Here is a 24,002-nt window from a genome sequence, read left to right on the forward strand (position 1 = left end):
CACCGGCGCAGCCGCTCCGGCGAAGTCCACCTGCCCAGCACCCACCGGCGCAGCCGCTCCGGCGAAGTCCACCTGCCCAGCACCCACCGGCGCAGCCGCTCCGGCGAAGTCCACCTGCCCAGCACCCACCGGCGCAGCAAGCCCGGCAAGGTCACGTGGACCAGCCCCCGCCAGCGCAGCGGGTCCGGCGGCGTCCACCGAGTCCGCCACCCCGGCACCCACCGGCGCACCAGGCCCGAAACCCGCCTGCTCGGCCAGGTTCCCGGCAAGCTCCGCCAAGCTCGCCCCCCGCAGCAGCAGCGGAATCGGCAACGGCAGCCCGAAGTCCCGTTCCACCGCGCCGCGCGCCCGCATCGCCGACAGCGAATCCAGCCCCAGCCGGGTGAGCGGCACCGTCCGGTCGATCTCCGGCAACCCCAGCAGGTCCGCGACCAGCTCCGCCAAGTGCGAAGCGATCGCCGCGCGGGCCGCTTCCGGTGTCGCCGACCGTAGTGCGTCCAGTCCGTCCCATGTGGACGATGCGGCCCGCGGTCCGAACAATGTGAAGAACGGCCGCTCCCCCAGCCGGGGAAAGAGCTCCAGTACGGTTCCCGGGTCCACCCGCGCCACGCCGGTCGCCGCGCGGTCGCGGGCCAGCAGGAAGTCCAGCGCCGACAACGCTTCCTCGGTGCCGAGCGGCTCGAGCACCGGGTTGGCCGAACCGGCCGCCGCGCCCACCTCGCCCCACGCGCCCCAGCCGATCGTCGCTGCGGGGAGGCCTTGGGCCCGGCGCCATGCGACCAGCGCGTCGGCCCACGCGTTCGCTGTCGCGTACGCGGCCTGGCCCGGCGATCCGAACAGCGCGGCCGCCGACGAGTACACCAGCCACCAGTCGAGGTCGTGGCCGGCCGTCGCTTCGTGCAGCCGCCACGCGCCCAGCGCCTTCGGGCGCCAGACGGCTTCGAGCGCGTCGGCGTCGAGGCTGATCGCGGCGCCGTCGGCCAGGACACCGGCGGCATGCAGCACCCCGCGAAGCGGCACGCCCCCTTCGACGGCCACCGCGACCAGGGTCTCGGCCGTGCCCGGGGCGGCGATGTCGCCCGGCACCACCCGGACGTCGACGCCCGGTTCACCGAGCCCGGGGTCGGCGGCGTGCCGGCTGTTCAGCACCAGCCGCGTCGCGCCCCGGGCGGCCAGCCACTTCGCGGCGGCCAGTCCCAGGCCGCCGAGGCCGCCGGTGATGATGTACGCGCCGTCGCGGACCGGCTCGCGGACCGGGTCACCGACGGCGGGCCGGATCAGGCGCCGCGTGTACCGCACGCCGCCGCGCCAGGCGATTTCGTCGTCCGGGCCGTCCGCGCGGATCTCGTCCCGCAGCCGGTCCGCTCCGCCGTCGACCTGGCTCACCCGCAGTTCGGGGTGCTCGAAGGCCAGCACGCGCACGAGCCCGCGCAGCGCGGCCACCCCGGGATCGCCCCGCTCGCCGGGCTCGACGGCGTGCGCTCCGGCGCTCACCAGCCACAACCTGGGCGCCACCGGCAGTTCGGCCAGTTCGGCGACGACGCCGGCCAGCGTCTCGACCAGCCGCGCCCCGCGCGCCGGATCCGGCTCGGCCTCGCCGCCGAGCAGGGCGAGGACGGCGGTCGGTTCGCCGTCGCGCAGCAGCTTCGCCAGCTCGGGCCGGTCGCCGAGGCGGGCGGTCCGGACGTCCTCGCCGTCGAACGCCCGATTGTCGTCCGACAGCACGATCCAGCGGTGCGCCCGCCCTGGCCCGCGGGGGCGCCCCCCGTTTTCCACACTACCGGCCGGCACCGACAATTCCGGCGCGGCGGGCAGCGGCGCCGGCTGCCAGGCCGCCTCGAACAGCAGCCGGGTCAGGGCCGCGTCGCGGTAGGGACGGCAGTAGACGTCGCGGAATTCGACCAGGACGACGTCGTCGGCGTCGACCAGCTGGACGCTGCCGAGCACGCCGTCGCCGGACTCCCGCAGGACGGCGTCCACCCGCACGCCCCGGCGCGGGTCGCCGGCGACCACCACCTCGGCCACGCTGAGCGGCAGGTAGAGGGCGTCCGCGTCGCCGACCGCCGCGGCCAGCGCGTGCAGGCAGGCGTCGGCGAGCGCCGGGTGCAGCACGTACGCGGGATGGTCGGCTTCCGGCTGCGCGATCGACGCCGACGCGCGGCCGGGCGCGGCCGTCACCCGGCGCAGGCCGCGGAAGGCCGGGCCGTACGACTGCCCCAGCTCGGCCAGCGCCCGGTAGACGTCGACCGGCTCCCCGGCGGTTTCCCCGAACGGCGCCGACGGTGTGCCGCCGGTGCCGATCCGGGCGGTGGCGTGCCGGACCCAGCGCCCGGCTCTCGTGTGGACGCTCAGTTCGGTGCCGCGGAGCGTCGTGGTCACCTCGGTGTGGTCGCCGAGCGGCAGGACTTCCCGCAGTTCGAGGTCGTGGACGCGGCGGCCCGGACCGGCGGCGGCGAGCGCGAGTTCCAGGAAACCGGTGGCCGGGAACACCGACACGTCCCGGACGGTGTGGCCGGCCAGCCACGGCACCGCGGCGACGCCGATGTCGCCCCGCCACAGGTGGCCGCCGCCGGGGTCTTCGATGTGCACGCCGAGCAGGGGGTGAGCCCCGCCGGTGCGGACGGTCCGGCGCGGCCAGAAGCGTTCGTGCCGCCAGACCGGCCCGGGCAGCTCGACCGGCGGCGTCTGCGGCCGGGCGGCCAGCACGCCGGACCATCCGAGCACGTGCAGCCGGGCGAGGCTGGTCAGGAACGCCGTCCGCTCGTCGATCCGGCGGCTCGCCGAGGGCAGGCCGAGCCCGCCGGACTGCTCGATCGCGGCCAGCGCGACGGGGTGCGGCGAAATCTCGACGAAGACGGTGTGCCCGTCGGCGGCGGCCGCGGCCAGCGCCTGGCTGAACCGCACGGGCCGGCGCAGGTTCGCCGCCCAGTACTCGACGTCGAAGACGGGCGGCTCGTCGTGGACGCTGCTGTAGCACCGGATCCCGGGCGTGGCCGGGGTCAACCCCGCGACCGCGGCGCGGAACGGGCCGAGCAGCGGCTCGACGGCGGCGGAGTGCCCGGCACCCCCGACCGGCAGCCGTTTCGCGAGCCGGCCGAGGTGTTCGGCGTGCGCGACCACGGCCTCGACGCGGTCCGCGGCCCCGCTGATGGTGCACTGGGTCGGCGAGGCGTACACCGCGATGGTGACGTCGGGGAATTCCGCGAGCTCGGCCGGCGAAAGCTCGACGAGAGCCATCGCCCCGCCCCCGCGTTCGTCGAGTTGGGCGAGCAGCCGCGCCCGGGCGGCCATGACCCGCAGGCCACTGGCGACATCGAGCGCCCCGGCCACCACGGCGGCGGCGACCTCGCCCATGGAGTGCCCGAGCACGGCCGCGGGAGTCACCGCGTGCGCCCGCCAGAGAGCGGCCAGGGCGAGCTGCACGCCGAACAGGGCGAGCTGGGTCGCGGCGAGGTCGGGCAGCTCGTGTTCGAGGGCTTCGCGCAGCGAGAACCCGGCTTCGGCCCGGAAGACGGGGTCGAGCGCCTCGATTTCAGCCCGGAACGCGGGTTCGGAACGCAGCAGCAGCCGGCCCATGCCGGACCACTGCGAGCCATAACCGGAGAAGACGAAGACGACCCCACTCCCACCCGAGCGCCCCAATGTGGCCTTGGTTGCGTTCAACGCACCCAATGTGGCCTTCGGTGCGTTGAACGCACCGAAGGCCACATTGGGGCGCTCGTGTCCCTCGGCCAGTTCCCGCAGCGCCTCGACCACTTCGGCCCGGCTCTCGGCGACCACCGCTCCGCGCACCGGCAGGTGGTCTCGCCGGTGCGCCAAGGTCGACGCGACCGCGTCCAGCGGCGCCGCACCATCCGACAGCCAGTCCGCCAGCTCACCCGCCCGTGCCCGCAGCACCTCCGCCGACCGCGCCGACAGCGCGAACACCTGCGGACCTCCGTCACCGGCCCGGGGCGGGAAGGCCGCCGCCGGCCACTCCTCGACCACGACGTGCGCGTTCGTCCCGCCGAAGCCGAACGCCGACACCCCGGCCCGCGCCGTGCCCGCATAGCGCGGCCAGTCCGTCCCCGACGCCACCACCCGCAACCCGGTGAAGTCGATGTGCGGGTTCGGCTCGCGGAAGTGCAGGCTCGGCGGCAGCCGGCGGTGCGTCATCGCCAGCACCACCTTCACCAGCCCGGTGATGCCGGCCGCGCCTTCGAGGTGGCCCAGGTTGCTCTTCACCGACCCCAGCAGCAGCGGACGCCCCGGCGAACGCCCCGCCCCGAGCACCGCCGCCAGCGCACCCGCCTCCAGCGGATCGCCCAGCGGCGTGCCGGTCCCGTGCGCCTCGACGTAGTCCACAGAGGACGGATCGACGCCGGCCGCGGCGTACGCGTCGCGCAGCAACGCCGCCTGGGCGTCCGGGTTGGGCGCCGTCAGGCCGTTGGACCGGCCGTCGGAGTTCACCGCGCTGCCGCGGATCAGCGCCAGCACCCGGTCCCCGGCCCGCCGCGCCGCACGCAGCGTCTTCAGCACGACCACGCCACAGCCTTCGCCGCGGGCGATCCCGTCGGCGCCGGCGTCGAACGGCTTGCAGTGGCCGTCCGCGGCCAGCACCCCCGCCCGGTGAAAACCGGCGGTGATGCCGGGCGAGAGCAGGACGTTCACCCCGGCCGCGAGCGCCGTCTCGCTCTCGCCGCGGCGCAGGCTCTGCACCGCCTGGTGCACCGCGACCAGCGACGACGAGCACGCGGTGTCCAGGGTGAGGCTGGGCCCGCGCAGGTCGAGCAGGTACGACAGCCGGTTCGCCGCGATGCTCGCCGCCGCGCCGGTCCCGGACCAGACGTCGACCCCCGCGACGTCGGTCATCGTCAGCGAGCCGTACTCGGTGGCCGACAGCCCGACGAACACCCCGGTCCGGCTGCCGCGCAGCGTGGCCGGCGGAATCCCGGCGTGCTCGAGCGCCGCCCAGACGACCTCGAGGAGGATCCGCTGCTGCGGGTCCATCGCCTCGGCTTCGCGCGGGGTGATGCCGAAGAACGCCGCGTCGAACCCGGCGACGTCGTCGAGGAACCCGCCACGCGACGGCACGCCGGCGAGGTCTTCCACCGGCGCGAACGTCTCCCAGCGGCCCTCGGGGACGTCGCCGATGCCGTCGCCGCCGGAGTCGAGGAAGCGCCAGAACGCTTCCGGGGATTCGATCCCGCCGGGCAGCCGGCAGCCGAGGCCGACGACCGCGATCGGCTCGCTGTCCTCCGGTAGCGGCACGTAAGCCACCGCATGATCCACAGTGGACAGGTGGCCGGCGAGCGCGGTGATCGTCGGGTACTGCCACACCAGGGTCGGGGACAGCGGGCGCCCGGTGAACGCGCCCAGGTCGGCCGCCAGGCTCGCCGCGTCTCTTGAGGACAGTCCGGTTTCGTGCAGTGGCCGGTCGACGTCCACGTCGCCGAGACGCGCGAGCAGCCAGGCGCGGATCGCCGCGGCGTCCGGCGCGCTCATCCGAGCCGCCGGGCGGCGAACGCACCGTCCAGATAGGACTGCCGGCACCGGGCCCGGCTGATCTTGCCGCTGGAGGTGCGGGGCACCTCGCCCGGCGCCAGGAAGACGACGTCGTGCAGGCGCAGCCCGTGCCCGGCCGAAACCGCCGCCCGGATGGCCGCGGCCGCCTCGGTGACGTCGGCTTCGGTGTCCTTCGCCCGTTCCAGGACGACGACCGCGGCTTCCCCGTCGTCGCCGTCGGTCGCGAAGGCCGCGGCCGAGTGCGGCCGGACGGCCGGGTGGTCCTCGGCGGTCTGCTCGATGTCCTGCGGGTAGTGGTTGCGGCCGTCGACGACGACCAGGTCCTTCAGCCGGCCCGTCACGAACAGCTCGCCGTCGAACACCACGCCGAGGTCGCCGGTCGCCAGCCAGCCCGCACCGGTGTCCGGATCGAGCGGGGGCAGGCCGAAAGTGGCCACCGACGCTTCGGCCCGGCCCCAGTAGCCGCGGCCGACGTTCGGGCCGCTGACCCGGATTTCGCCGACCGTGCCCGGCTCGGCGGGCTCCCCGGTCGCCCGGTCGGCGATCCGGACCCGCTGGCCGACCGGGCGGCCGCACGAGACGAGCGTCGTGGTGGCCGCACCCGCGGCGGCCGGCACGGCGGACCCGGCGGCGAGCCGGGCCCGGTCGAACGTGACCTGCCGGGGCGGTTTTCCCGCGTCCGTCACGGAAACCAGCACGGTGGCCTCGGCGAGGCCGTAGGAGGAGCGGTGCACCTCCGGCCGCAACCCGCAGCCGGCGAAGGCGGCGTCGAACTTGGCGATCGTGGCCGGCAGCACCGGTTCGCTGCCGTTGATCAGCGAGACGACCCGGCTCAGCTCGAGGTAGAGCTTCTCGTCCTCGGTGACGCGGGAAGCGCAGTAGGCGTAGGCGAAGTTGGGGGCCGCACTGATCGCGCCGGGACTGGCCGAGAGGGCGCGCAGCCAGCGCGCGGGCCGTTCGAGGAACGCCAGCGGGTCCATCAGGACCGACTCCAGGCCACCGGCCATCGGCGCGCCGATGCCGAGGATCAGGCCCATGTCGTGGAACAGCGGCAACCAGCTGACCGTCGACGTGGTCCCGCTCTCGGCGCCGTAGGCGGCGCACGCCTGACGGGCGTTGGCGAGCACGTTGCGGTGGGTCAGCACGACCCCGGCGGGCGAGCGCGTCGAGCCGGACGTGTACTGCAGGTACGCCGGGGCGTCCGGATCGGGCTCGGGCCAGTCGCGCGGCCCGGACTCGACCGGCGGCACGGCGTCGACGTCCACCACCGCCGGGTCGACCGCGCAACCGGCGAGGAACCGGGTGACCGCCTCGCCCTCCCCGGCCGTGGTCAGCACGACCCGCGGGCCGCAGTCGGCGAGCGCCGCGGCCAGCCGGCCCGCGTGCCCGGGCAGGCCGGGCGCGAACAGCGGCACGGCGACCAGTCCCGCCCGCAGCGCACCGAGGAACGCGACGACGTAGCCGGTGGATTGCCCGGCCAGCACCGCCGCCCGCTCCCCCGGACCGGCCACTTCGGACAGCCGGGCCGCGACCGCCTCGACCCGCTGGTCGAGCTCGCGCCAGGTGAGCGTGACCGCCCGGCCGTCGCCGCCGTCGCGGTGGTCGAGGTGGGTCACGGCGATCCGGTCGCCGAGGCGGCGCGCCCAGTGACCCAGCAGGGTCGCGAAGGACTCGCCGCCGTCGACGGGCGCACCGGTGACGGGAACCGGCCGGGAAATGGTTTCCATGCATCCTCGCAGAGAGCGTTTACCGGCGCAGTGAATAACCGCGCCGGTGCGGTTGTCAACGATTCGATCACCGATACTCACGGGGAAACGGGTCAGGGCACCGCACGTTTGTCACGCGGCGACGAGGTCTCGGCGAGGCGGGTGCCGGGCACGCGCACGGCCAGCAGCGCGCCGGCGAACGTCAGCCCGGCCGCGACGAGCAGGCCCGCGGTGTACCCGCCGGCCAGCGCCGCCCCGGCGGGAACGCCCGCTTCGAGCCGCGCCGCGCGCACCGACGTCAGCACCGCGCCGATCAGCGCCACGCCGAGCGCGCTCGACAATTCCCGGCCCGCGGTGAGCAATCCCGACGCCGTGCCGGAATATTGCCGCTCCACCACCTCCAGCGCGTGCGAGGTCATCGGGACGGTGAAGGCCGAGCCCGCGCCGATCAGGACCAGGCCGGGCACGCGCGGCCACAGCGCGGGGACGTGGTTCACCGCGGCGAGGGCGAGCAGTCCCGCACCCACCACGGCCAGCCCCGCCGCCACCGTCCGAAATGGACCGTGCCGGGCGACGGCCGCCGGCACCAGCGGCGTCGCGGCCACGACCGCCACCGCGACCAGCACCAGGGGCAGCCCGGCGCCGGCCGGGCCGAGCCCCAGGAACTCCTGGTGGAGCAACGGCGTGAAGAAGAAGATCCCGGAAATCCCCAGTCCCCACAGCAGCTGCAGGCCGAGCGAGCCCAGGAACACCCGGTTGCCGGTCAGGGCCGGCGGGACCAGCCGGTCGGCCGCCCGCCGTTCCCGCACGAGGAACGCCACCCCGACCGCGGTCCCCCCGGCGAGCAGCGGGATCCGGAGCCGGGGTTCGGCCAGCGCGGTGGTGAGCAGCACCAGGCTCGCCGTCACCAGGAGCATCGCCGACGCCGGTGGCGCGCGGGTCCCGCCCCCGCGGCCGGGCGGCACGGTCCCCGGCAGCAGGCCCAGCATCGCGGCCACGAACGGGAGGTTGACGAAGAAGATCCAGGCCCAGCCGCAGTATTCGCTCAGGACACCGCCCAGCGCGGGGCCGAGGGCCAGCGCGGCCGCCAGGCAGGCGGTCCAGACCGCCGCGCCGAGCGTCCGGCCGCGCGCGTCGAGGTTGGTCCGCAGCAGGCTCAGCAGGCCCGGCACCAGGAACGCGGCCGCCAGCCCCTGGAGCACCCGGGCGGCGACCAGCAGCCACGCCGAACCCGCCAGGCCGCCCGCCGCCGCGCCGAGCCCGAACGCGAGGAGGGCACCGGTCAGCGCCGGGCGGCGGCCCCAGCGGTCGATCAGTGCGCCGGCCACCGGCAGCAGCCCGGCGAACGGGAGCATGTACCCCAGCGCGATCCACTGCAGCGTCCCGACGTCGAGTGAGAGGTCGCGGGCGATGGACGGCGCGCCGGCGGCGACGATCGTGTTGTCCAGCGTCGTGACGAACGCGCCGAGCGCGAGCACGACCAGCGTCCGCCGGGTCATCGTGTGCTCCCCACCAGTTCGCCGCCGACCGCGGCCTTCCGGCGCGGGAACCACCAGTTCGCCGCCCCGAGCCGGGCCATCACCGCGGGGACGAGCACGCACCGGACCACGACGGCGTCCAGGAGCACGGCGACGGTCAGCCCGACTCCCGCCTCACGCACCACCCGGGCGTCCACGAAGGCGAAGGAGACGAACACCAGCGCCATGATCAGCGCGGCCGCGGTGATGGTCCGGCCGGTCGCCGCGACGCCGTCGACGATGGCGGCCCGCGGATCGCCGTGCCGGCGCCACGCCTCCTGGATCCGGGCGATGAGGAAGACCTCGTAGTCCATCGACAGCCCGAACAGCCCGGCGAACAGGAACACGGGCAGGTAGGGCTCGATCGGACCGCCGAAGGCGAACACCACCACACCGGTCGTCGCGGCCGCGGTCAGCAGGTTCATCACCGCCGCGGTGAGCGGGATCAGCACGCTGCGGAACACCCAGGCCAGCAGCAGGACCGAAATCCCGACGACGACGGCGAGGAACACCGGCAGCCGTGCGGTGATCGCCGCGGAGAAGTCGGCCCGGGCGGCGACGACGCCGCCGACGTGCGCGTCCGGGCTGCCGATGACCCTGGCCATCACCCGCGTCGACGCGAGCAGCTCGCCGGTGGCCGGATCGCTCGGGCCCGTCCGCGGCAGCACCGTCAGCAGCCACGTTCCGCCGGGCAACGCGGCGGACGGGCCGACGTCCGCGCTCGCGAGCAGCGCTTCCCGCAGCGCGCCCACCGCATCGCCGCCGCCGGTCCCGACCACCAGCAACGGCGCGTCGGCGCCCGGGCCGAAGCCCTCCTCGAGCAGCTCGGCCGCGGTCCGCGTGACGCTGCCGGGCGGGTCGGACGCGGCGTCCGGCACCCCGAGCCGCAGGCCGGCCATCGGCAGCGCGAGCACGGCCACGACCAGCAGGGCGGCCAGGGTGTACGGGCCGGGACGCGCGGTCACCGACCCCGCGAGCCGGGCCCACCGGCCCGCGCTGCCGTCCGGGCGCAGGCGCATCCGGCGGCCCAGGAGCCGCAGCAGCGCCGGCAGCAGGGTGAGGGCGGCGAACGCGGTCAGCAGCACCGAGACCGCGGCGGCGACCGCGATCCCGTCCAGGAACGGCAGGCCGACGGTGAGCATCCCGGCGAGCGAGACGCACACGGTGACGCCGGCGAAGACCACGCTGCGGCCGGAGGTCGCGGCCGCGACGGCCAGCGCCGCCGCCGGCCCGGCACCGTCCCGGCGGCCCTGCCGGTAGCGGGTCAGCACGAACAGCGCGTAGTCGACACCGACGCCGAGCCCGAGCAGCGCGGCGATCTCGGTGCTGATCTTCGGCATGGTCATGACGTGCGACACCAGCGTCACCGCGGCCAGGGCGCAGCCGACCGAAACCGCCGCGGTCAGGACCGGGAGCAGGACGCAGGTCAGCGAGCCGAAGGCCACCAGCAGCACGACGGCCGCGGCGAGCAGGCCGATCCCGGCGTTGCCCAGGTCGGGCGCGGCGGCCGTCATCGCGGCGAGCTCTCCGGAAACGCCGGCGGTGAGGCCCTCGGTGTCACGGACGGTGGCGGCCAGCGCGTCGGCCGTCCCCTGCCCGAGGTCGGCGGCCGGGGCGTCGAAGCGCACGGTGAGCACCGCGATCCGCCGGTCGGCGGACAGCCGGCCGGGGGGCGGATCGACGGACACGACGTGCGGCACCGCCGCCAGCCGGGCGGCGAGCGCGTCGAGCCGGACGCGGCCCGCGCCGCTGTCGGCCGGGCCGTCCTCCGAACGGACGACGACGCGTTCCCCGGCGTTGCCGGCACCGAAAGCGCGCAGCAGGTTCGCCGCCGCCGTGCTGTCCGCGGCGGGCAGGTCCACCGTGTCGCGGAAGGCCGCGCCGGTGTGCGCCGCGGCGCCCACCAGCCCGCCCAGTGCCACCAGCCACAGCACGATCACGACGCCGGCCCGGCGGAAGCACCAGGAAACGAGCGCCGTCATCGGTGTTCTCCTCCCGCGTGCCGGTTGATCACGCTAACAACGGGAAGGGGCGCGAAGATACCGTCTCGGTTCACAAATCGGATTCCGGAAACCTTTGCCGCGGTTAGTGTTCCCACTTTGTCCGGGAGGTGACAAACTCCGGTGTGACCGTTGAGCCCGGCGTGACAGAACCCGCTCCGGACGCAGGGGCGGCGGTTGCCAAGTCCGATCCCGTGTGAGTACATGACGTCCGCGCCGAGCACGGCGCGGACTCTCCACGAAGCGCGGTAAGGGGTGTGAGCCATGACCCGGACGATCACGCAGGCGGCGATTCCGCACCCGCGGGGCACCGGCCGCGCGCGGCAGCTGTGGTGCTCGCTGCCGACCGAACTGGGGCGGCGGTTCCGGCCGCACGCCGACCAGCTCGCCCGGCGGATCCTCGAGGAGGTCCAGCGGGCCGTCCCCGAGTACGCCAAGCCCCTCGAGGGCGAGTTCGGCAAGATGATCGTGCTCGCGATCGAGCAGGCGGTGCTCGGCTGCATCGACAGCATCGAGGACCTGGCGTCCACACAGGACAGTGGGGCGAAGTTGTTCGTGGAGGTCGGCAAGCGCGTGCACCACGACGGCGGCAGCCTCAATTCCCTGCAGGCCGCCTACCGCGCGGGTGGCCGCGCGGCGTGGCACTACATAGCCGAACTGGGGCAGGCGCACCGGTTCCCGGCGGCCGTGCTGTGCGTCGGCGCGGAAGCCGTTTTCGCTTACGTGGACGAGATTTCCTCGTACTCGGTCGAGGGGTACACCTTGGCGCAGGCGATGGCGAGCGGCACGCTCGAACGACGGCGGCGCCGGTTGTTCGAACTACTGCTGGCCACCCCGCCCACGTCCCCGGCGACGCTGGCGACCATGGCCAAGGCGGCGCAGTGGACGGTGCCGGAGTGGGTCACGGTCGTCGCGCTCGACCCGCGGACCGAGCAGCACCCGCCGCCGTCCCCGCAGCTGGCCGGCGACGTGCTGCTCGATCTGGACGGCCCCGAGCCGTGCCTGCTGACCCCGAACCCGGATCGCGACCTGCGGGGCCTGGAAGGCCGGCTCCCGGGCTGGCGCGCCGCGATCGGCCCCCGGGTCCGCCCGGCCGACGCGGCGACGTCGCTGCTGTGGGCCCGCCGCACGCTCGACCTCCTCCGCCGCGGCCTGGCCGGCGACGGCCCGGTCACGCACACGGCCGACCACCTGGCGACGCACTGGCTGCTGCTCGACCGCTTCCTGCTGGACGAGCTGTCGGCGAAAGCGCTCGCCCCCTTCGCGGGCCTGACGGTGAAGCAGCAGACCCGGCTGGCCGAAACGTTGCTGAGCTGGCTGGAGCACAACGGGAACACCCCGGAGATCGCCCAGGCCCTGCGGATCCACCCCCAGACGGTCCGCTACCGCGTGAGCCAGCTGAGCGAGCTGTTCGGCGACCGGCTGGCGGATCCGGCGAAGCGGCTGGAGATCCAGATGGCGCTGTGCGCCCACCGGCTGCTGGGCACCCGGCCATCGACCGGCGAACGCTGACTGGCCAACACCGACGGGCTGGGGCCACCTTCACTGCCCTGGAGGCGGCCTCGGTCCTTGACCGTGCACGGCGGCGAATCTAAGGTCGGTCCAGGCTGTTAGCGCTAACAGTCGGTTGGAGGACGCACCGATGACCGCACCCGAGCTCACCCGGGAGTTGTTCGGCCAGGCCGGCGGCACCGACGTCCACCGGTACACGCTGGGGCGGCCCGGCGGGCCGGTCGTGCGCGTGCTCGACTACGGCGGCGTGCTCCAGTCGCTGGAGGCACCGGACCGCGACGGCCACCCCGGCAACGTCGTCCTCGGCTTCGCCGATCTCGACGCCTACGTCGCCAACAACCGGCCCGAAGCGGACCGGGTGTTCCTGGGCGCGGTGATCGGCCGGTTCGCCAACCGGATCGCCGGCGGCACCTTCACCCTCGACGGCGTCCAGTACCGGGTGCCCCTCAACAACGGCAAGAACAGCCTGCACGGCGGCCCGGCGGGGTTCGACACGCGGGTCTGGGCGGCGGCCGAAATCCGCGACGGCGACGGCGTCGCCCTGCGGCTCACGCTGGTCAGCCCGGACGGCGATCAGGGCTACCCCGGCCGGCTCACCACCGAGGTCACCTACCGCGTCGACGCGCGCGACCGGCTGCGCATCACCTACCGCGCCACCACCGACGCGCCGACGGTGGTCAACCTGACCAACCACACCTACTGGAACCTGGCCGGCGAAGGGGCGGGCGACGTCCACGAGCACCGGCTGGAAATCGCCGCGAGCCGGTTCTGCCCGACCGGGGACGATCTGATCCCGGCCGGCGACCCGGTGCCGGTCGAGGGCACGCCCTTCGACTTCCGCCGGGGAGCGCCGATCGGGGCCCGCGTCGGCGAACCCGACCCCCAGCTGGTGATCGGCCAGGGCTACGACCACAACTGGGTGCTCGACGACGGCGCGCCGTTCGCCGCCCGCGCGTGGGACCCGGCGTCCGGGCGGCTGCTCACCATGTGGACGACCGAGCCGGGCCTGCAGTTCTACTCGGGCAACTACCTCACCGCGGCCCTCACCGGCACCGGCGGCCGCCCGTACCACCGCGGCGCCGGCTTCGCGCTGGAGGCCCAGCACTTCCCGGACTCCCCCAACCGCCCGGACTTCCCCAGCACGGTGCTGCGCCCCGGCGAGGTCTACCACCAGGAGACGGTGTTCGCCCTGACCACCGCGGACGAGCCGCCGGTGGCGTGAGCGACAATCGCGGGGCGCACGCGGAGTCCCGCCGCTAGCCTCGCCGGTCATGGGAGATCTTTCCGCCGTCGCCCGGGACCTCGCGCCCACCGGCCCGCTGCGCGCCGCCGTCAACCTCGGCAATCCCGTGCTCGCGCACGGCACGCCGGCGGCACCGGGCGGGGTCACGGTCGACCTCGCGCGCGAGGTGGCGGCACGGCTGGCCGTCCCGGTCGAGTTCGTGTGTTTTGATGCGGCCCGCAAGTCGTTCGAGGCGCTGACCTCGGGCGCGGCCGACCTGGGCTTCCTGGCGATCGAGCCCGCCCGCGCGGCCGAGGTGACGTTCACCGCGCCGTACGTCGTGATCGAAGGCGTGTACGTCGTGCCGGACGGCTCGCCCATCACCACACCGGCCGACGTCGACCGGCCGGACGTCCGGATCGGCGTCAAGCAAGGGTCCGCGTACGACCTCTACCTGACCCGGACCGTCCAGCAGGCCACCCTCGTGCGCGGCGAGGACGGTGTCACGGCGTTCGAGAACCAAGGCCTCGAGGTCGCCGCCGGGATCCGGCAGCCGCTGACCGCCTACGTCGCCGCCCACCCCGGGACCCGCGTGCTTCCGGGACGCTTCATGGAGATCCGGCAGGCGGTCTGCACCACCCCGGACCGCCGCCCGGAGACGATCGCGTTCCTGCACGACCTGGTCGAAGAGCTGAAGGCCACCGGCTTCGTCGCCGACGCGCTGCGCCGCGCGAACCAGGACGCCACGATCGCGCCGCCCGCCTGACGCGCTATTTGCCGGTCACGCCGTCGATCAGCTCCCGGCCGACGTCCACGTGCCCGGCGTGCCGGGCGAAGCTCTGCACCAGGTGGCACAGGATCCACGCGAAGGTGGGGTGCTCTTCGGCCCCGCCGCGGCGGGTCGTGCGGACGGCCCGGCCCTCCAGTGGGGTGACCGCGGCGAGCCGGGCACAGTTTTCGTGCTCCGCCAGGAAGAAGGCGGTGATGTCCGCCGACGGTTCCGCCGGCGCGACGAACCACTCCTGCTCGGCGGTCCGGGGCCAGGAGAAGTCGACGTCCTCGCCGGCGAACAGGTACCGGACCCAGAAGCGTTCGGTGCAGGCGAGGTGCTTGACCATGCCCAGCGGCGTCCAGCCCGACGGCAGCACGCTCCGGCGCAGGTCACGTTCGGAGAGGCCGTCGAGCTTGCGCAGGATGACGGCGGCACTGTGGTCGAGGTAGCCCAGCAGCAGCGCGCGCGGATCGGCCAGCGTGGGAGGCGGTTCGGGCGTCTCGACCATGATCGAAAAGCTACTGGGCGGCGGCCCGCGACGCGGTGATCCCGCGCGCCCACGACGGGGTGACTCGGCGCCCCGCGCACCCTCTGGCTTGCCGGTTGCCGTCGTCATCGATACGACATTGCGTCTTCTCGACGGTCGCAACGAGTGCTACGTTCCTGGTGGCGGGCCGGCCGAGAACGAGGAGCGGCGATGAGGCTTTCTCCCAGCGCTCACACGGACTCGTTCTGCCGCGACCGCCTGCCACCCGGCGACCAGTGGCCGCGGCTGGTGTTCGACCTGCCGGAGCTGCACTACCCGGACCGCCTCAACGCCGCGACGGCGTTGCTCGACGAGACCGCCGCCCGCCTCGGCCCGGACCGCCCCTGCCTGCGCACCCCGCACGCGACGTGGACCTACGGCGACGTCCTCGCCCGGGCCAACCGGATCGCGCACGTCCTCACCGCCGAGCTCGGTGTCGTGCCCGGCAACCGCGTGCTGCTGCGCGGCACCAACACGCCGTGGCTCGCGGCGTGCTGGCTCGGCGTCCTGAAGGCCGGAGCCGTCGCCGTGACGACCATGCCGATGCTGCGCCGCGGCGAGCTCGACAAGATCACCGACCGGGCACAGCCCACGGTGGCCTTGTGCGACGAGCGCCTGCTCGACGAGCTGCCGCCCACGCTGCCCGTGGTGCCCTACGGCACCGAGCTGGCCGAACGCTGCGCCCGGCACCCGGCGACGTTCGCCGACGTGCCGACGGCCGCCGACGACGTCGCCCTGCTCGCCTTCACCTCCGGCACGACCGGGACGCCGAAGGCCACCATGCACTTCCACCGCGACCTGCTCGCCATCGCCGACACGTTCTCCCGGCACGTCCTCCGGCCCACCCCGGACGACATCTTCTGCGGCACCCCGCCACTGGCCTTCACCTTCGGCCTGGGCGGCCTCCTGGTGTTCCCGCTGCACGCCGGCGCGTCGGTGCTCCTGCTGGAACGCGCGACGCCCAAGGAGCTGGCGTCGATCGTCGCCGAGCAGGCGGTGACGGTGCTGTTCACCGCCCCGACCGCCTACCGCGCGATCCTCGGCGCCGGCGACGGACCCCTGCTGGCCGGAATCCGCCGCGCCGTCTCCGCCGGGGAAGCACTGCCCGCCGCCGTGGCAGAGCGGTACCGCGAGGTCGTCGGATCGCCGTTGATCGACGGCATCGGCAGCACGGAGATGCTGCACGTGTTCATCTCCGCCGCCGGCGACGACGTCCGCCCCGGCTGCACCGGCAAGGCCGTCCCCGGCTTCCGCGCCGCCGTCCTGGACGCCGACGGCCGGCCCGTCCCGGACGGCACACCCGGGCTGCTCGCCGTCCAGGGCCCCACCGGCTGCCGCTACCTCGGCGACCCCCGGCAGACCGGCTACGTCCGCGACGGCTGGAACATCACGGGCGACACCTACGTCCGCGAGCCGGACGGCTACTTCCGCTTCGTGGCGCGCAGCGACGACATGATCGTCTCTTCCGGTTACAACATCGCGGCTCCCGAGGTAGAAGAGGTGCTCCTGACGCACCCGGACGTCGAGGAGTGCGCGGTCGTCGGCACACCCGACCCGGACCGGGGCGCGGTGGTGACGGCCTTCGTCGTGCTCCGGCCCGGCGTCGCCCCGGGCCCGGACGTCGTGCACGCCCTGCAGGAGCACGCCAAAGCCGTTGCCGCGCCGTACAAGTACCCGCGCCGGGTGCGCTTCCTCGACGCACTGCCGCGCAATGCCAGCGGCAAGCTGCAGCGATACCTGCTGCGCGAGCGCTGACGGGGGTGACGGGCCCGCTGCCGAGGTGGGGTGGCGGTGGGCCCGTCACGTCTGAGGGGTGTCGAGGACATGACCCAAGACTAGGCGACGATTCGAACACATGTTCACGGCCATTCGGGTGCATTCCGATTACGAAAAGTCACCGGAGGCCCGGCCTTCCCGGGCGCGGCAACACTTCCGGGTGACAAACAGTCCTCAATGGACACTCCCTGACCACGGAAGACGAAGGCGTCGCCGCCATGCGGGACGCCGTCACCGGACCCGCCGGCCGCGCCACCCCGGAGGGGCCGTTTCCGGGCCGTCACCGGCAAAACCGCTCACACCGCGCTGACCTGCACCGAGGACGATCACTCCGGCGCGCCGCCGAGGCGGTGACAGGCCCCGCGACCGGACCCCATAAAGTCTTCGCGCAGCCATCGGAGGTGACCACCCGCGTGCCCGACGTCGACTACTACGAGGTGCTCGGCCTCCGCCGCGACGCCACGGCGGCCGACGTCAAGGCGGCCTACCGCCGGCTGGCCAAGACCATGCACCCGGACGGCGGCGGCACGGTCGGTACGTTCCGGCTGCTCCGCGAGGCCTACGACGTCCTGAGCGACCCGAAGGCCCGCGCCCGCTACGACTCCGGCGGCGCGACCGTGGTGCCGGTGCCGGTCCGGCCGCGTCCCCGGCGGCGCTTCGGCGACGAGCCCGGCTTCGTCCCCGACCTGCCCGAGCTGGACGCCGAGGACCTGAGCTGGTGGCACTTCGCCGGCGAAGACACCCGCATGCGGCACAGCCGCCGCGAGCCGGGGCACACGCCGGTGGTCGTCGCGGTGGCCGGGATGGTGCTCGTGCTGCTGCCGCTGGTCACCGGCGCCGGGTTCAGCACGCCGGTGCTCATCGTCTGGCTGCTGCTCACCGCCGGCACGGCGTTGCTGGTCCAACGGCTGGCGCGCGGGTACCTGCGGGCCGCGAAGGCGCGCGAGGCGTTCGCCGAGGAGTTCGGCGGCCGCACGGTGTTCGGCGCGCCCGGCACCGAGCGCGACGAGCTGGCCGAGCGGCTCACCGCCGACCTGCTCGAGGGGTACCTGACCCGGCTGCCGGGCGCCCGCATCTTCCACGGGCTCGCCTGGCCGGGCTCGGTGTTCGCCGACGTCGACCACGCGGTGCTGTGCGGGAAGCGGCTGGTGCTGATCGAGTCGAAGCTGTGGCTGCCGGGCCACTACGAGACGGCGGAGGACGGCCGGCTGCTGCGCAACGGCCGCCCGTTCCGCGGCGGCGGCAGCCGGTTGACCGAGAGCCTGGCGGCCTACCGCGAGCTGCTCCCGGGGGTGGCGCTGCGGGGCGCGATGATCGTGTACCCGAGCCGCAGCGGCGAGCTGACCACGGCGGACCCGGGCGAGCTGACGGTCGCCCCGATGACACCGGAAGAGTTCCTGCACGAGATCGGCGAATGGCTGGCCGCCGATCCGTCCACAGTGGACCACGAGACGCTGCGGACGATGCGCGACCAGGTGGTCGGCGGCGGTCGGGCGGCATGAGCAGCCCCCGTTTTCCACGCTACCGGAGGGCACCGACAGTTCCGGGGGCTTCGGGTGCTTCGGGTGCTTCGGGTGCTCGCCTTCGGCTTCACCCTGGCGCCGGCGGACCCGCGGCGTGAGTCCCGCCGCGCCCCTCGGCACCGTCCTGCTGGCCTACCTCCCGGCCGCGATCACCCCCGGCCCCAACTTCGTTCTGATCGCGCACACGGCCGCCACCGGGACACGCCGGGCCGCGGTGGCGATCGCGCTCGGGGTGGTCGCCGCGGGCGGGCTGCTGGCCGCGGTCGCGGTCTTCGGACTCGGCGGCGTGCTCGCCCGCACGCCGTGGCTGGCGACGGCGCTGCGCGTGACGTGCGGCGGCTATCTGGCGTGGCTGGGTGTGCGGCTGTGGTGGCACGCCCGCGCGCCCGGTGACCCCGGTGCGCCCGGCGGTTCCGGTGCGCCCCGCGATCCCAGCACGCCCCACAATCTCGACGCGCCCGAAGCTCTCGGTGCACCCCACGACCCCGGCAGCGCCAGCGTGCCCGGCGATCCCGGCGAGCGCGGCGCGCCCCACGACCCCGGCGCTTCCGGCGATCCCGGCGATCCCGGCACGCCCCACGACCCCGGCGATCCCGGTGTCTCCGGCGCGCCCCACGACCCCGGCGATCCCGGCGCTTCCGGCGCTTCCGGCGCTTCCGGCAGCACCAGCGTGCCCGGCGATCCCGGCGCTTCCGGCGCTTCCGGCAGCACCAGCGTGCCCGGCGATCCCCGCGCGCTCGGCGATCCCAGCGCGCCCCACGTGCCCGGCGCGCCCGGCAGCCCCACCGCGCCTGGCGGCCCCGGCGAGCCGGTGGCGCCACCGCACCAGAACGAGGTAGCGCCCACCCCGCCGAACCACGAAGACGCACCAGCCCGCCGCGGCAGCGCCTTCCGCCGCGGCGTCGTCAGCAACCTCACCAACCCCAAGGCCGCCGCGTTCTTCGGCAGCGTCCTCACCGCCACCCTGCCGCCCACCGAACCCGCCGCCGTGCGGGCCGCCGCCGTTGCGCTGATCGTCGCCGCCTCGGCCGGGTGGCACCTGAGTGTGGCCCTGCTGTTCTCCTCCCCCGCCACCCAGCGGTGGTACGCCCGCGCCGAACCGGCCCTCAACCGCGTCGTGGGCAGCGTTCTCGTCGTCCTGGGCCTCACCCTCGCCCTAACGCCGTGAAGGCCTCCCCGCGCGAGCGAGGAGGCCTTCACGAAACGAAACGAAACGACGGAACCGAACCGAACTACCGGACGCCGCCCGAAGCGCGCTGCTTCTGTGCGTGCGCGGAGCGGGTGCAGACCTCGCCGACGTCGACCGTCTGGCCGCGGTCGGCGAAGACGTCCGCCACGCCGACGAGCTTGCCGTTCGGGGCCGAGCAGGTCAGCTGGTAGGCCTCCTTCGTCCCGTAGGTCGGCGGGATCGGCGACGAGAACGACACGTCGCCGGTCCAGTCGTCGACCGCGGCCGGGTTCGTCTGGTCGTAGTTGACCACCACGGCCTTGTAGTCGCCCGCCGGCGGGTCGAACAGCACGGCGTGCTCGGACGTCGTGCCGCCGTTCGCCGACGAGCTGACCAGGTTGCCCGCCGAGTCGTAGATGTACAGGTCCCAGTCGGTCGTGGTGTTCGCCCAGTTGATGTTGACGCTGAACTTCCCGTTGTCGACCTTCGGCAGGCCGTCGACGTGGAAGGTGAACGAGTCACCCGCCGGGTCCACCGGGTAGTTCTGGTTGATCGGCGGCACCCCGGCCGGGTTGGTGACCGCGAAGCCCTGCTGCGCCGGGCCCTGCGGGTCGCGCCCGTACCGGCCGGCCACGTACGGCCGCGTCGACGGGTTGACCGACCACGCGAAGCGCCCGCCGGTGGCGGTGAACTTCGAGTTCAGGTCGTCGGTGATGTAGATCGGCGGCTTGGTGGAGCCGTCGGGCTGGATCACCGGCGACGTCGGCGTCTGGAACGTCTTGTGCAGCTTGAGCTGGTAGTTCTTCGGCGCCGAGCCGATCAGCGTCGAGTGCTGCTGCGGGTCGGCCGCGTTGCCCAGCATGTCCAGGAACGCCTGCCGGTTGCCGCCCTTGCCGGCGCCGGTCGCGGGGGCCAGGCCCTCGTACTCGGCCACGACGTTGTCGGCGTAGGGGCCGTGGAAGCCGTTGCCGCCGACCTCGATGGTGAAGCCCCAGCCGCCGGTGGCCCAGTACGACCAGTCCTCGGTGGTGCCGGTCGTGTCGTAGAGCGCCCAGCTCGGCTCGCTCGTGTAGCCGTTGCGCGAGGCCAGCTTGTCGCCGAGGGCCTTGTACTGCGGCTCCTCCAGCGGCGGCCGGACGTCCGCCACGCCCGGCGGGCGCAGCACCAGCGCGGCGACGGTGTGCATCGTCAGCAGGTTCGTCACCTGGCGCGAGGACACGATGGAGCGCACGTTCCGCACCTCGGGCTCGCTGAACGGCGCGGACCCGCGGTAGGTGTCGCCGCTCCAGGCCACCTCGGCGCCGTTGCCGCCCCAGAAGCCGCCGTAGTTGCGGTTGGGGTCGGTGCCGCGCAGGCGGCCGCCCGGGTTCGCCTTGCAGACGCCGGTCGCGTACTGCGGCGGCGAGTCGTTGACGTTGCAGTTCTTGCGCTTCATCTCGTAGTCGAACCGGGTGAAGTCACCCTTGGGCTCGGCCTCGCGGGAGATCTCGAAGCCGTCCGGGTTGATGATCGGCACGACGATGTTGCGCGTCTTGCCCACCATGGACCGGATGGCGGCGTCGTGCGCGTAGCCGTTGACCAGCTCGTACGCCCACTCCATGACGTGCTCGCCGGCCGGCCACTCCCGGGCGTGGTGCACGCCCATGGTGAAGTTCACCGGCTTGCCGTCGGTCAGGTTCTTGACGTCCGTGGCGATTTCGACGCCGACGACGTCCCGGCCTTCCCAGGTCGACTCCGGCATGGTGAACGCCGAAACCAGGTTCGGGTTCTTGCGGGCGAGCTCCTTCATTTCGAAGTTGTACTCGTAGAGGTGCCGGTAGCTCGTGCGCCCGGACGGCAGCGCCGAAGCGTCCGTCTTCGCGGCGTACTGGCGGTCGGTCTTCGCGTCCTGGACGGACTTGGCCGACAGGTCCGCCTCGATGACCTGCGACTTGAAGCCGCTGTCCTTCAGCGTCTTGCGGTCGGCGTCGCCGGCGAGGACGACCTCGACTCCGGTCGCGTCACCCTTCTCCGTGACGTCGAGGCCGAGCCCGGTCAGCTTGTTCTTGTCGGCGCGCGTCGGCGTCTCGACGCGGACGAGCTCCGCGCGCTGGGCGGCCGCGGCCGCACCGGTCGGCGTGCCCTGCGGCGTCAGCGCCAGGAAGTCGACACCCAGCTGGGCCTGACCGGCCGAGCCGCCGTAACGGCAGCCCTGGACGACGAGTTCCTGGCCCTTCTTCACGAAGCTCTCGGCGAGTTCGTGGGTGCGCAACGCCGCCGAAGCGGCGACCACCGCGCCGGTGGCCTTGTCGAAGACGGCGACGTCCCAGTCACCCTCCGCGCCCTGCGCCGGCTTGAGCCGCGCCTGGACGAGACCGTCCACGGTGGACGTCAGCTCGCGGCGATCGGTGCCCGAGGTGCCCTTGGGCAGCACTTTCGCGAAGCACGAGCGGGCGACGGACTTGTCGGCGCGCAGGATGTTCTGCGCCGCGCCCGCGGTGCCGGACGGCAACACGACGAACGTTCCGGCCAGCGCGACGGCCGAAGCCAGCATCACCAGCCGTCTTGGTGAATTCCCCACAGGAAGAGACCTCCTTGACCGAGGCCGGCACGCACGGACGTACCGGTAGCGGAGGACCATAATGGAGGAAATCCGGCCGCGGACACCGCCGTAAGTCGTACAGCGTTCAACGCGGCGGCGCCTTTCACCGGGAGTTCAACCCCTGGTCGGCTACTGTGCGTCCATGGTCACCGTCCCTGCGCGACGATTGTCGGTCGCGGTCTCGCTGACGGGCATCGCGGCCATGGTGCTCGGCGCCGGCCTGGTACTGCTGCTGCAGGTCATCCCGCCCACCGACCGGATCAGCGTCACCCGCCGCACGATCAGCGAATACGGGTTGTCCGATCACAAGTGGGTCTTCGACCTCGCGGTGGTCCTGGTCGCCCTCGGCTCGGCGGCCGGCCTGGCCGTCCTGCGCGGCCAGCGGCGGCTCCCGGTGCCCGCGGCCATCCTGGGGACACTGTGGACGGTCGGACTGCTGGTCATCGTGGCGTTCCCCAAGCCGGACTGGGCGACGGTCTCCCGCGCGGACTTCGGCGGCACGCTGCACCGGATCGCCAGCGTGGTGGCGTTCGTGGCCCTGCCGCTGGCGGTCCTGGTCGCGGCGCGCACGGCGTTCCCGGCGGCGCCGTTCCGCCGCCTGCTGGCGCGCGTACTGGCGATCGTGTCGCTGGGCTGGTTCGCGGTGATCCTGGGCGCGGTGGTGGTCGCCGCGGCGGAAGACGGCCGCTGGTGGACGCTCATCCCGCTGGGCCTGGTGGAACGCGGGATGGCGCTGACGGAACTGCTCGCGCTGGGGGTGCTCCTGGCGCCGGTCGGGCAGAGGTCCGGGCAACCGCGATGACCCCGCGCGCGGGCGGCAATAACCTACACTGTAGGCACGCCGACCGAAGGGGGAAGCCGTGCTCGAAGGAGCCCTGGCCCGCGCGAAACCCGTCGTCCGCTGGGGCCTCGGCCACGCGCTCCCCCGGACCGTGCTGCGCCGCGAGGCCCGGCGCGGGGACCTCCAGGGGCGGATGGTGGTCGCCGCGGCCGACGGCCGCGACCTGACCGGCCTGTTCGAGGAGATCCGCGACACCGGCCCGCTCGCCCGCACCCGCTTCGGCTGGATGACCACCACGCACGCCGCGGTCCGGGAGGTGCTCGCCAGCGAGGACTTCCGCGTCGGCATCATCGGCTCGGACGGCTCGGCGCTCGGCCGCCTGGTCGAGTGGTCGGCCGGGGAGCACCTGCACCCGGTGCGGCCGCCGTCGCTGCTCGCCGTCAACCCGCCCGAGCACACCCGCTACCGCAAGCTGGTCACCGGCGTGTTCACCGCGCGCGCGGTCGAGCAGCTGCGCGGCCGGGTGCAGGAGATCGCGGACGGCCTGCTCGACGGGCTCGACCCCGGCACCCCGCTCGACCTCGTCGAGTCCTACTGCGGCCTGCTGCCGGTGACGGTCATCAGCGAGATCCTCGGCGTGCCGCCGGCCGACCTCGGCAAGGTGCTGTCCTTGGGCGCGGCGGCGGCGCCCAGCCTCGACCTCGGGCTCGGCTGGCGGACGTTCCGCCACGTCGAAACGGCGCTGGCCGAGTTCGACACCTGGCTCGGCGAGCACCTCGCCCACCTGCGCCGGAATCCCGGGAAAGACCTGTTCAGCAAGCTCGTCGCGGCCCGTGACGACGGTGTCGGCCTCACCGAGACGGAGCTGAAGTCCACCGCGGGCCTGGTGCTGGCGGCCGGCTTCGAGACGACCGTCAACCTGCTCGGCAGCGGCATCGCGCTGCTCGCGGGCGACCCCGGGCAGCTCGCCGTGCTGCGCGAACGGCCGGAGCTGTGGGGCAACGCCGTCGAGGAGGTGCTGCGGTACGACCCGCCGGTCCTGCTGACCGGCCGGCTGGCCACCCGCGCGACCGAGGTCGCCGGGGTGCCGCTGCCCCGCGGGGCGCTGGTCACGACCGTGCTGGCGGGCGCCAACCGCGACCCCGGCGTGTTCACCGATCCGGCCGTCTTCGACGTCACCCGGGCCGGCGCGCGCGACCACGTGTCGTTCGGCGCCGGCCGCCACCACTGCCTGGGTGCGTCGCTGGCGCGCATGGAGGGCGAGATCGGCCTGCGCACGATCTTCGACCGGTTCCCCGGCCTGCGCGTGCTGCCCGGCGGCCGCCGGCGGACGACGCGCATCCTGCGGGGCTACGAGAACCTGCCCGCGGTGCTCGCGCCGTGACCGGCCGGCGTGGCCGGCCACCGAAGGGT

The 24,002-nt window shown here is 74.1% G+C and carries 14 protein-coding genes; 8 read left to right on the plus strand and 6 right to left on the minus strand.

What is annotated here, in order from left to right:
* From AB0M30_RS22810 to AB0M30_RS22825, 4 genes are all read right to left on the minus strand, one after another.
* Positions 1-5,484, minus strand: a 5,484-nt coding sequence (locus AB0M30_RS22810) for an SDR family NAD(P)-dependent oxidoreductase (RefSeq protein WP_364586689.1), incomplete at its 3' end; no start/stop codon positions are given.
* Positions 5,481-7,232, minus strand: a complete 1,752-nt coding sequence (locus AB0M30_RS22815; RefSeq protein WP_364586692.1) for a fatty acyl-AMP ligase — start codon at positions 7,230-7,232, stop codon at positions 5,481-5,483. The genes AB0M30_RS22815 and AB0M30_RS22810, both read right to left, overlap by 4 nt.
* 92 nt (positions 7,233-7,324) lie before the next feature.
* A complete protein-coding gene (locus AB0M30_RS22820; RefSeq protein WP_364586695.1) occupies positions 7,325-8,710 on the minus strand; it encodes an MFS transporter in 1,386 nt (461 codons plus the stop codon).
* Positions 8,707-10,710 (minus strand): MMPL family transporter, encoded by a 2,004-nt coding sequence (locus AB0M30_RS22825; protein ID WP_364586698.1) that lies wholly within the window; start codon positions 10,708-10,710, stop codon positions 8,707-8,709. The genes AB0M30_RS22820 and AB0M30_RS22825 overlap by 4 nt, the downstream gene beginning before the upstream one ends.
* 282 nt (positions 10,711-10,992) lie before the next feature.
* Between AB0M30_RS22825 and AB0M30_RS22830 the strand changes: the two genes are divergently transcribed.
* The 3 genes from AB0M30_RS22830 (at position 10,993) to AB0M30_RS22840 (ending at position 14,228) form a co-directional block, all read left to right on the plus strand.
* Positions 10,993-12,240, plus strand: coding sequence for a helix-turn-helix domain-containing protein (locus AB0M30_RS22830; protein WP_364586701.1), 1,248 nt, complete (start codon positions 10,993-10,995; stop codon positions 12,238-12,240).
* A 130-nt stretch (positions 12,241-12,370) separates the two neighbouring features.
* A complete protein-coding gene (locus AB0M30_RS22835) occupies positions 12,371-13,462 on the plus strand; it encodes an aldose epimerase family protein (RefSeq protein ID WP_364586704.1) in 1,092 nt (363 codons plus the stop codon).
* A 49-nt stretch (positions 13,463-13,511) separates the two neighbouring features.
* Entirely contained in the window at positions 13,512-14,228 is a 717-nt protein-coding gene (locus AB0M30_RS22840) for a transporter substrate-binding domain-containing protein (protein WP_364586707.1), read from the plus strand.
* A 4-nt stretch (positions 14,229-14,232) separates the two neighbouring features.
* Here the strand turns inward: AB0M30_RS22840 and AB0M30_RS22845 are convergent, their stop codons facing one another.
* Positions 14,233-14,742, minus strand: coding sequence for a DUF664 domain-containing protein (locus AB0M30_RS22845; protein WP_364586710.1), 510 nt, complete (start codon positions 14,740-14,742; stop codon positions 14,233-14,235).
* A 189-nt stretch (positions 14,743-14,931) separates the two neighbouring features.
* On the opposite strand from AB0M30_RS22845, the gene AB0M30_RS22850 reads away from it, so the two are divergent.
* From AB0M30_RS22850 to AB0M30_RS22860, 3 genes are all read left to right on the plus strand, one after another.
* Positions 14,932-16,515, plus strand: a complete 1,584-nt coding sequence (locus AB0M30_RS22850) for an AMP-binding protein (RefSeq protein ID WP_364586713.1) — start codon at positions 14,932-14,934, stop codon at positions 16,513-16,515.
* 434 nt (positions 16,516-16,949) lie between these two features.
* Positions 16,950-18,038: a DnaJ domain-containing protein gene (locus tag AB0M30_RS22855; RefSeq protein WP_364587077.1), complete on the plus strand. Its 1,089-nt coding sequence runs from the start codon at positions 16,950-16,952 to the stop codon at positions 18,036-18,038.
* A gap of 115 nt (positions 18,039-18,153) precedes the next feature.
* Positions 18,154-19,227, plus strand: coding sequence for a LysE family transporter (locus tag AB0M30_RS22860; RefSeq protein WP_364586716.1), 1,074 nt, complete (start codon positions 18,154-18,156; stop codon positions 19,225-19,227).
* A gap of 64 nt (positions 19,228-19,291) precedes the next feature.
* Here AB0M30_RS22860 and AB0M30_RS22865 read toward each other — a convergent pair whose 3' ends face one another.
* Complete coding sequence (locus tag AB0M30_RS22865; RefSeq protein ID WP_364587080.1) at positions 19,292-21,760, minus strand: M14 family zinc carboxypeptidase; 2,469 nt, start codon at positions 21,758-21,760, stop codon at positions 19,292-19,294.
* Between the two features lie 190 nt (positions 21,761-21,950).
* Between AB0M30_RS22865 and AB0M30_RS22870 the strand changes: the two genes are divergently transcribed.
* Together AB0M30_RS22870 and AB0M30_RS22875 are read left to right on the plus strand one after the other, a co-directional pair.
* Positions 21,951-22,610 (plus strand): DUF998 domain-containing protein, encoded by a 660-nt coding sequence (locus AB0M30_RS22870; RefSeq protein WP_364586719.1) that lies wholly within the window; start codon positions 21,951-21,953, stop codon positions 22,608-22,610.
* A 58-nt stretch (positions 22,611-22,668) separates the two neighbouring features.
* Positions 22,669-23,973 carry a cytochrome P450 gene (locus AB0M30_RS22875; RefSeq protein WP_364586721.1) on the plus strand — a complete coding sequence of 435 codons (1,305 nt, stop codon included), beginning with the start codon at positions 22,669-22,671 and terminating at the stop codon, positions 23,971-23,973.
* Positions 23,974-24,002 lie beyond the last annotated feature (29 nt).

Origin of the sequence: Amycolatopsis sp. NPDC051716 (assembly GCF_040681595.1) — a bacterium.
In the GTDB taxonomy this organism is placed as follows: domain Bacteria; phylum Actinomycetota; class Actinomycetes; order Mycobacteriales; family Pseudonocardiaceae; genus Amycolatopsis.

What these genes read in the sequence shown, in the direction of transcription:
- AB0M30_RS22825 (WP_364586698.1), bottom strand. Translation starts at nt 10,710, where the DNA reads ATGACGGCGCTCGTTTCCTGGTGCTTCCGCCGGGCCGGCGTCGTGATC.
- AB0M30_RS22820 (WP_364586695.1), bottom strand. Translation starts at nt 8,710, where the DNA reads ATGACCCGGCGGACGCTGGTCGTGCTCGCGCTCGGCGCGTTCGTCACG.
- AB0M30_RS22865 (WP_364587080.1), bottom strand. Translation starts at nt 21,760, where the DNA reads ATGCTGGCTTCGGCCGTCGCGCTGGCCGGAACGTTCGTCGTGTTGCCG.
- AB0M30_RS22815 (WP_364586692.1), bottom strand. Translation starts at nt 7,232, where the DNA reads ATGGAAACCATTTCCCGGCCGGTTCCCGTCACCGGTGCGCCCGTCGAC.
- AB0M30_RS22840 (WP_364586707.1), top strand. Translation starts at nt 13,512, where the DNA reads ATGGGAGATCTTTCCGCCGTCGCCCGGGACCTCGCGCCCACCGGCCCG.
- AB0M30_RS22830 (WP_364586701.1), top strand. Translation starts at nt 10,993, where the DNA reads ATGACCCGGACGATCACGCAGGCGGCGATTCCGCACCCGCGGGGCACC.
- AB0M30_RS22845 (WP_364586710.1), bottom strand. Translation starts at nt 14,742, where the DNA reads ATGGTCGAGACGCCCGAACCGCCTCCCACGCTGGCCGATCCGCGCGCG.
- AB0M30_RS22850 (WP_364586713.1), top strand. Translation starts at nt 14,932, where the DNA reads ATGAGGCTTTCTCCCAGCGCTCACACGGACTCGTTCTGCCGCGACCGC.
- AB0M30_RS22870 (WP_364586719.1), top strand. Translation starts at nt 21,951, where the DNA reads ATGGTCACCGTCCCTGCGCGACGATTGTCGGTCGCGGTCTCGCTGACG.
- AB0M30_RS22835 (WP_364586704.1), top strand. Translation starts at nt 12,371, where the DNA reads ATGACCGCACCCGAGCTCACCCGGGAGTTGTTCGGCCAGGCCGGCGGC.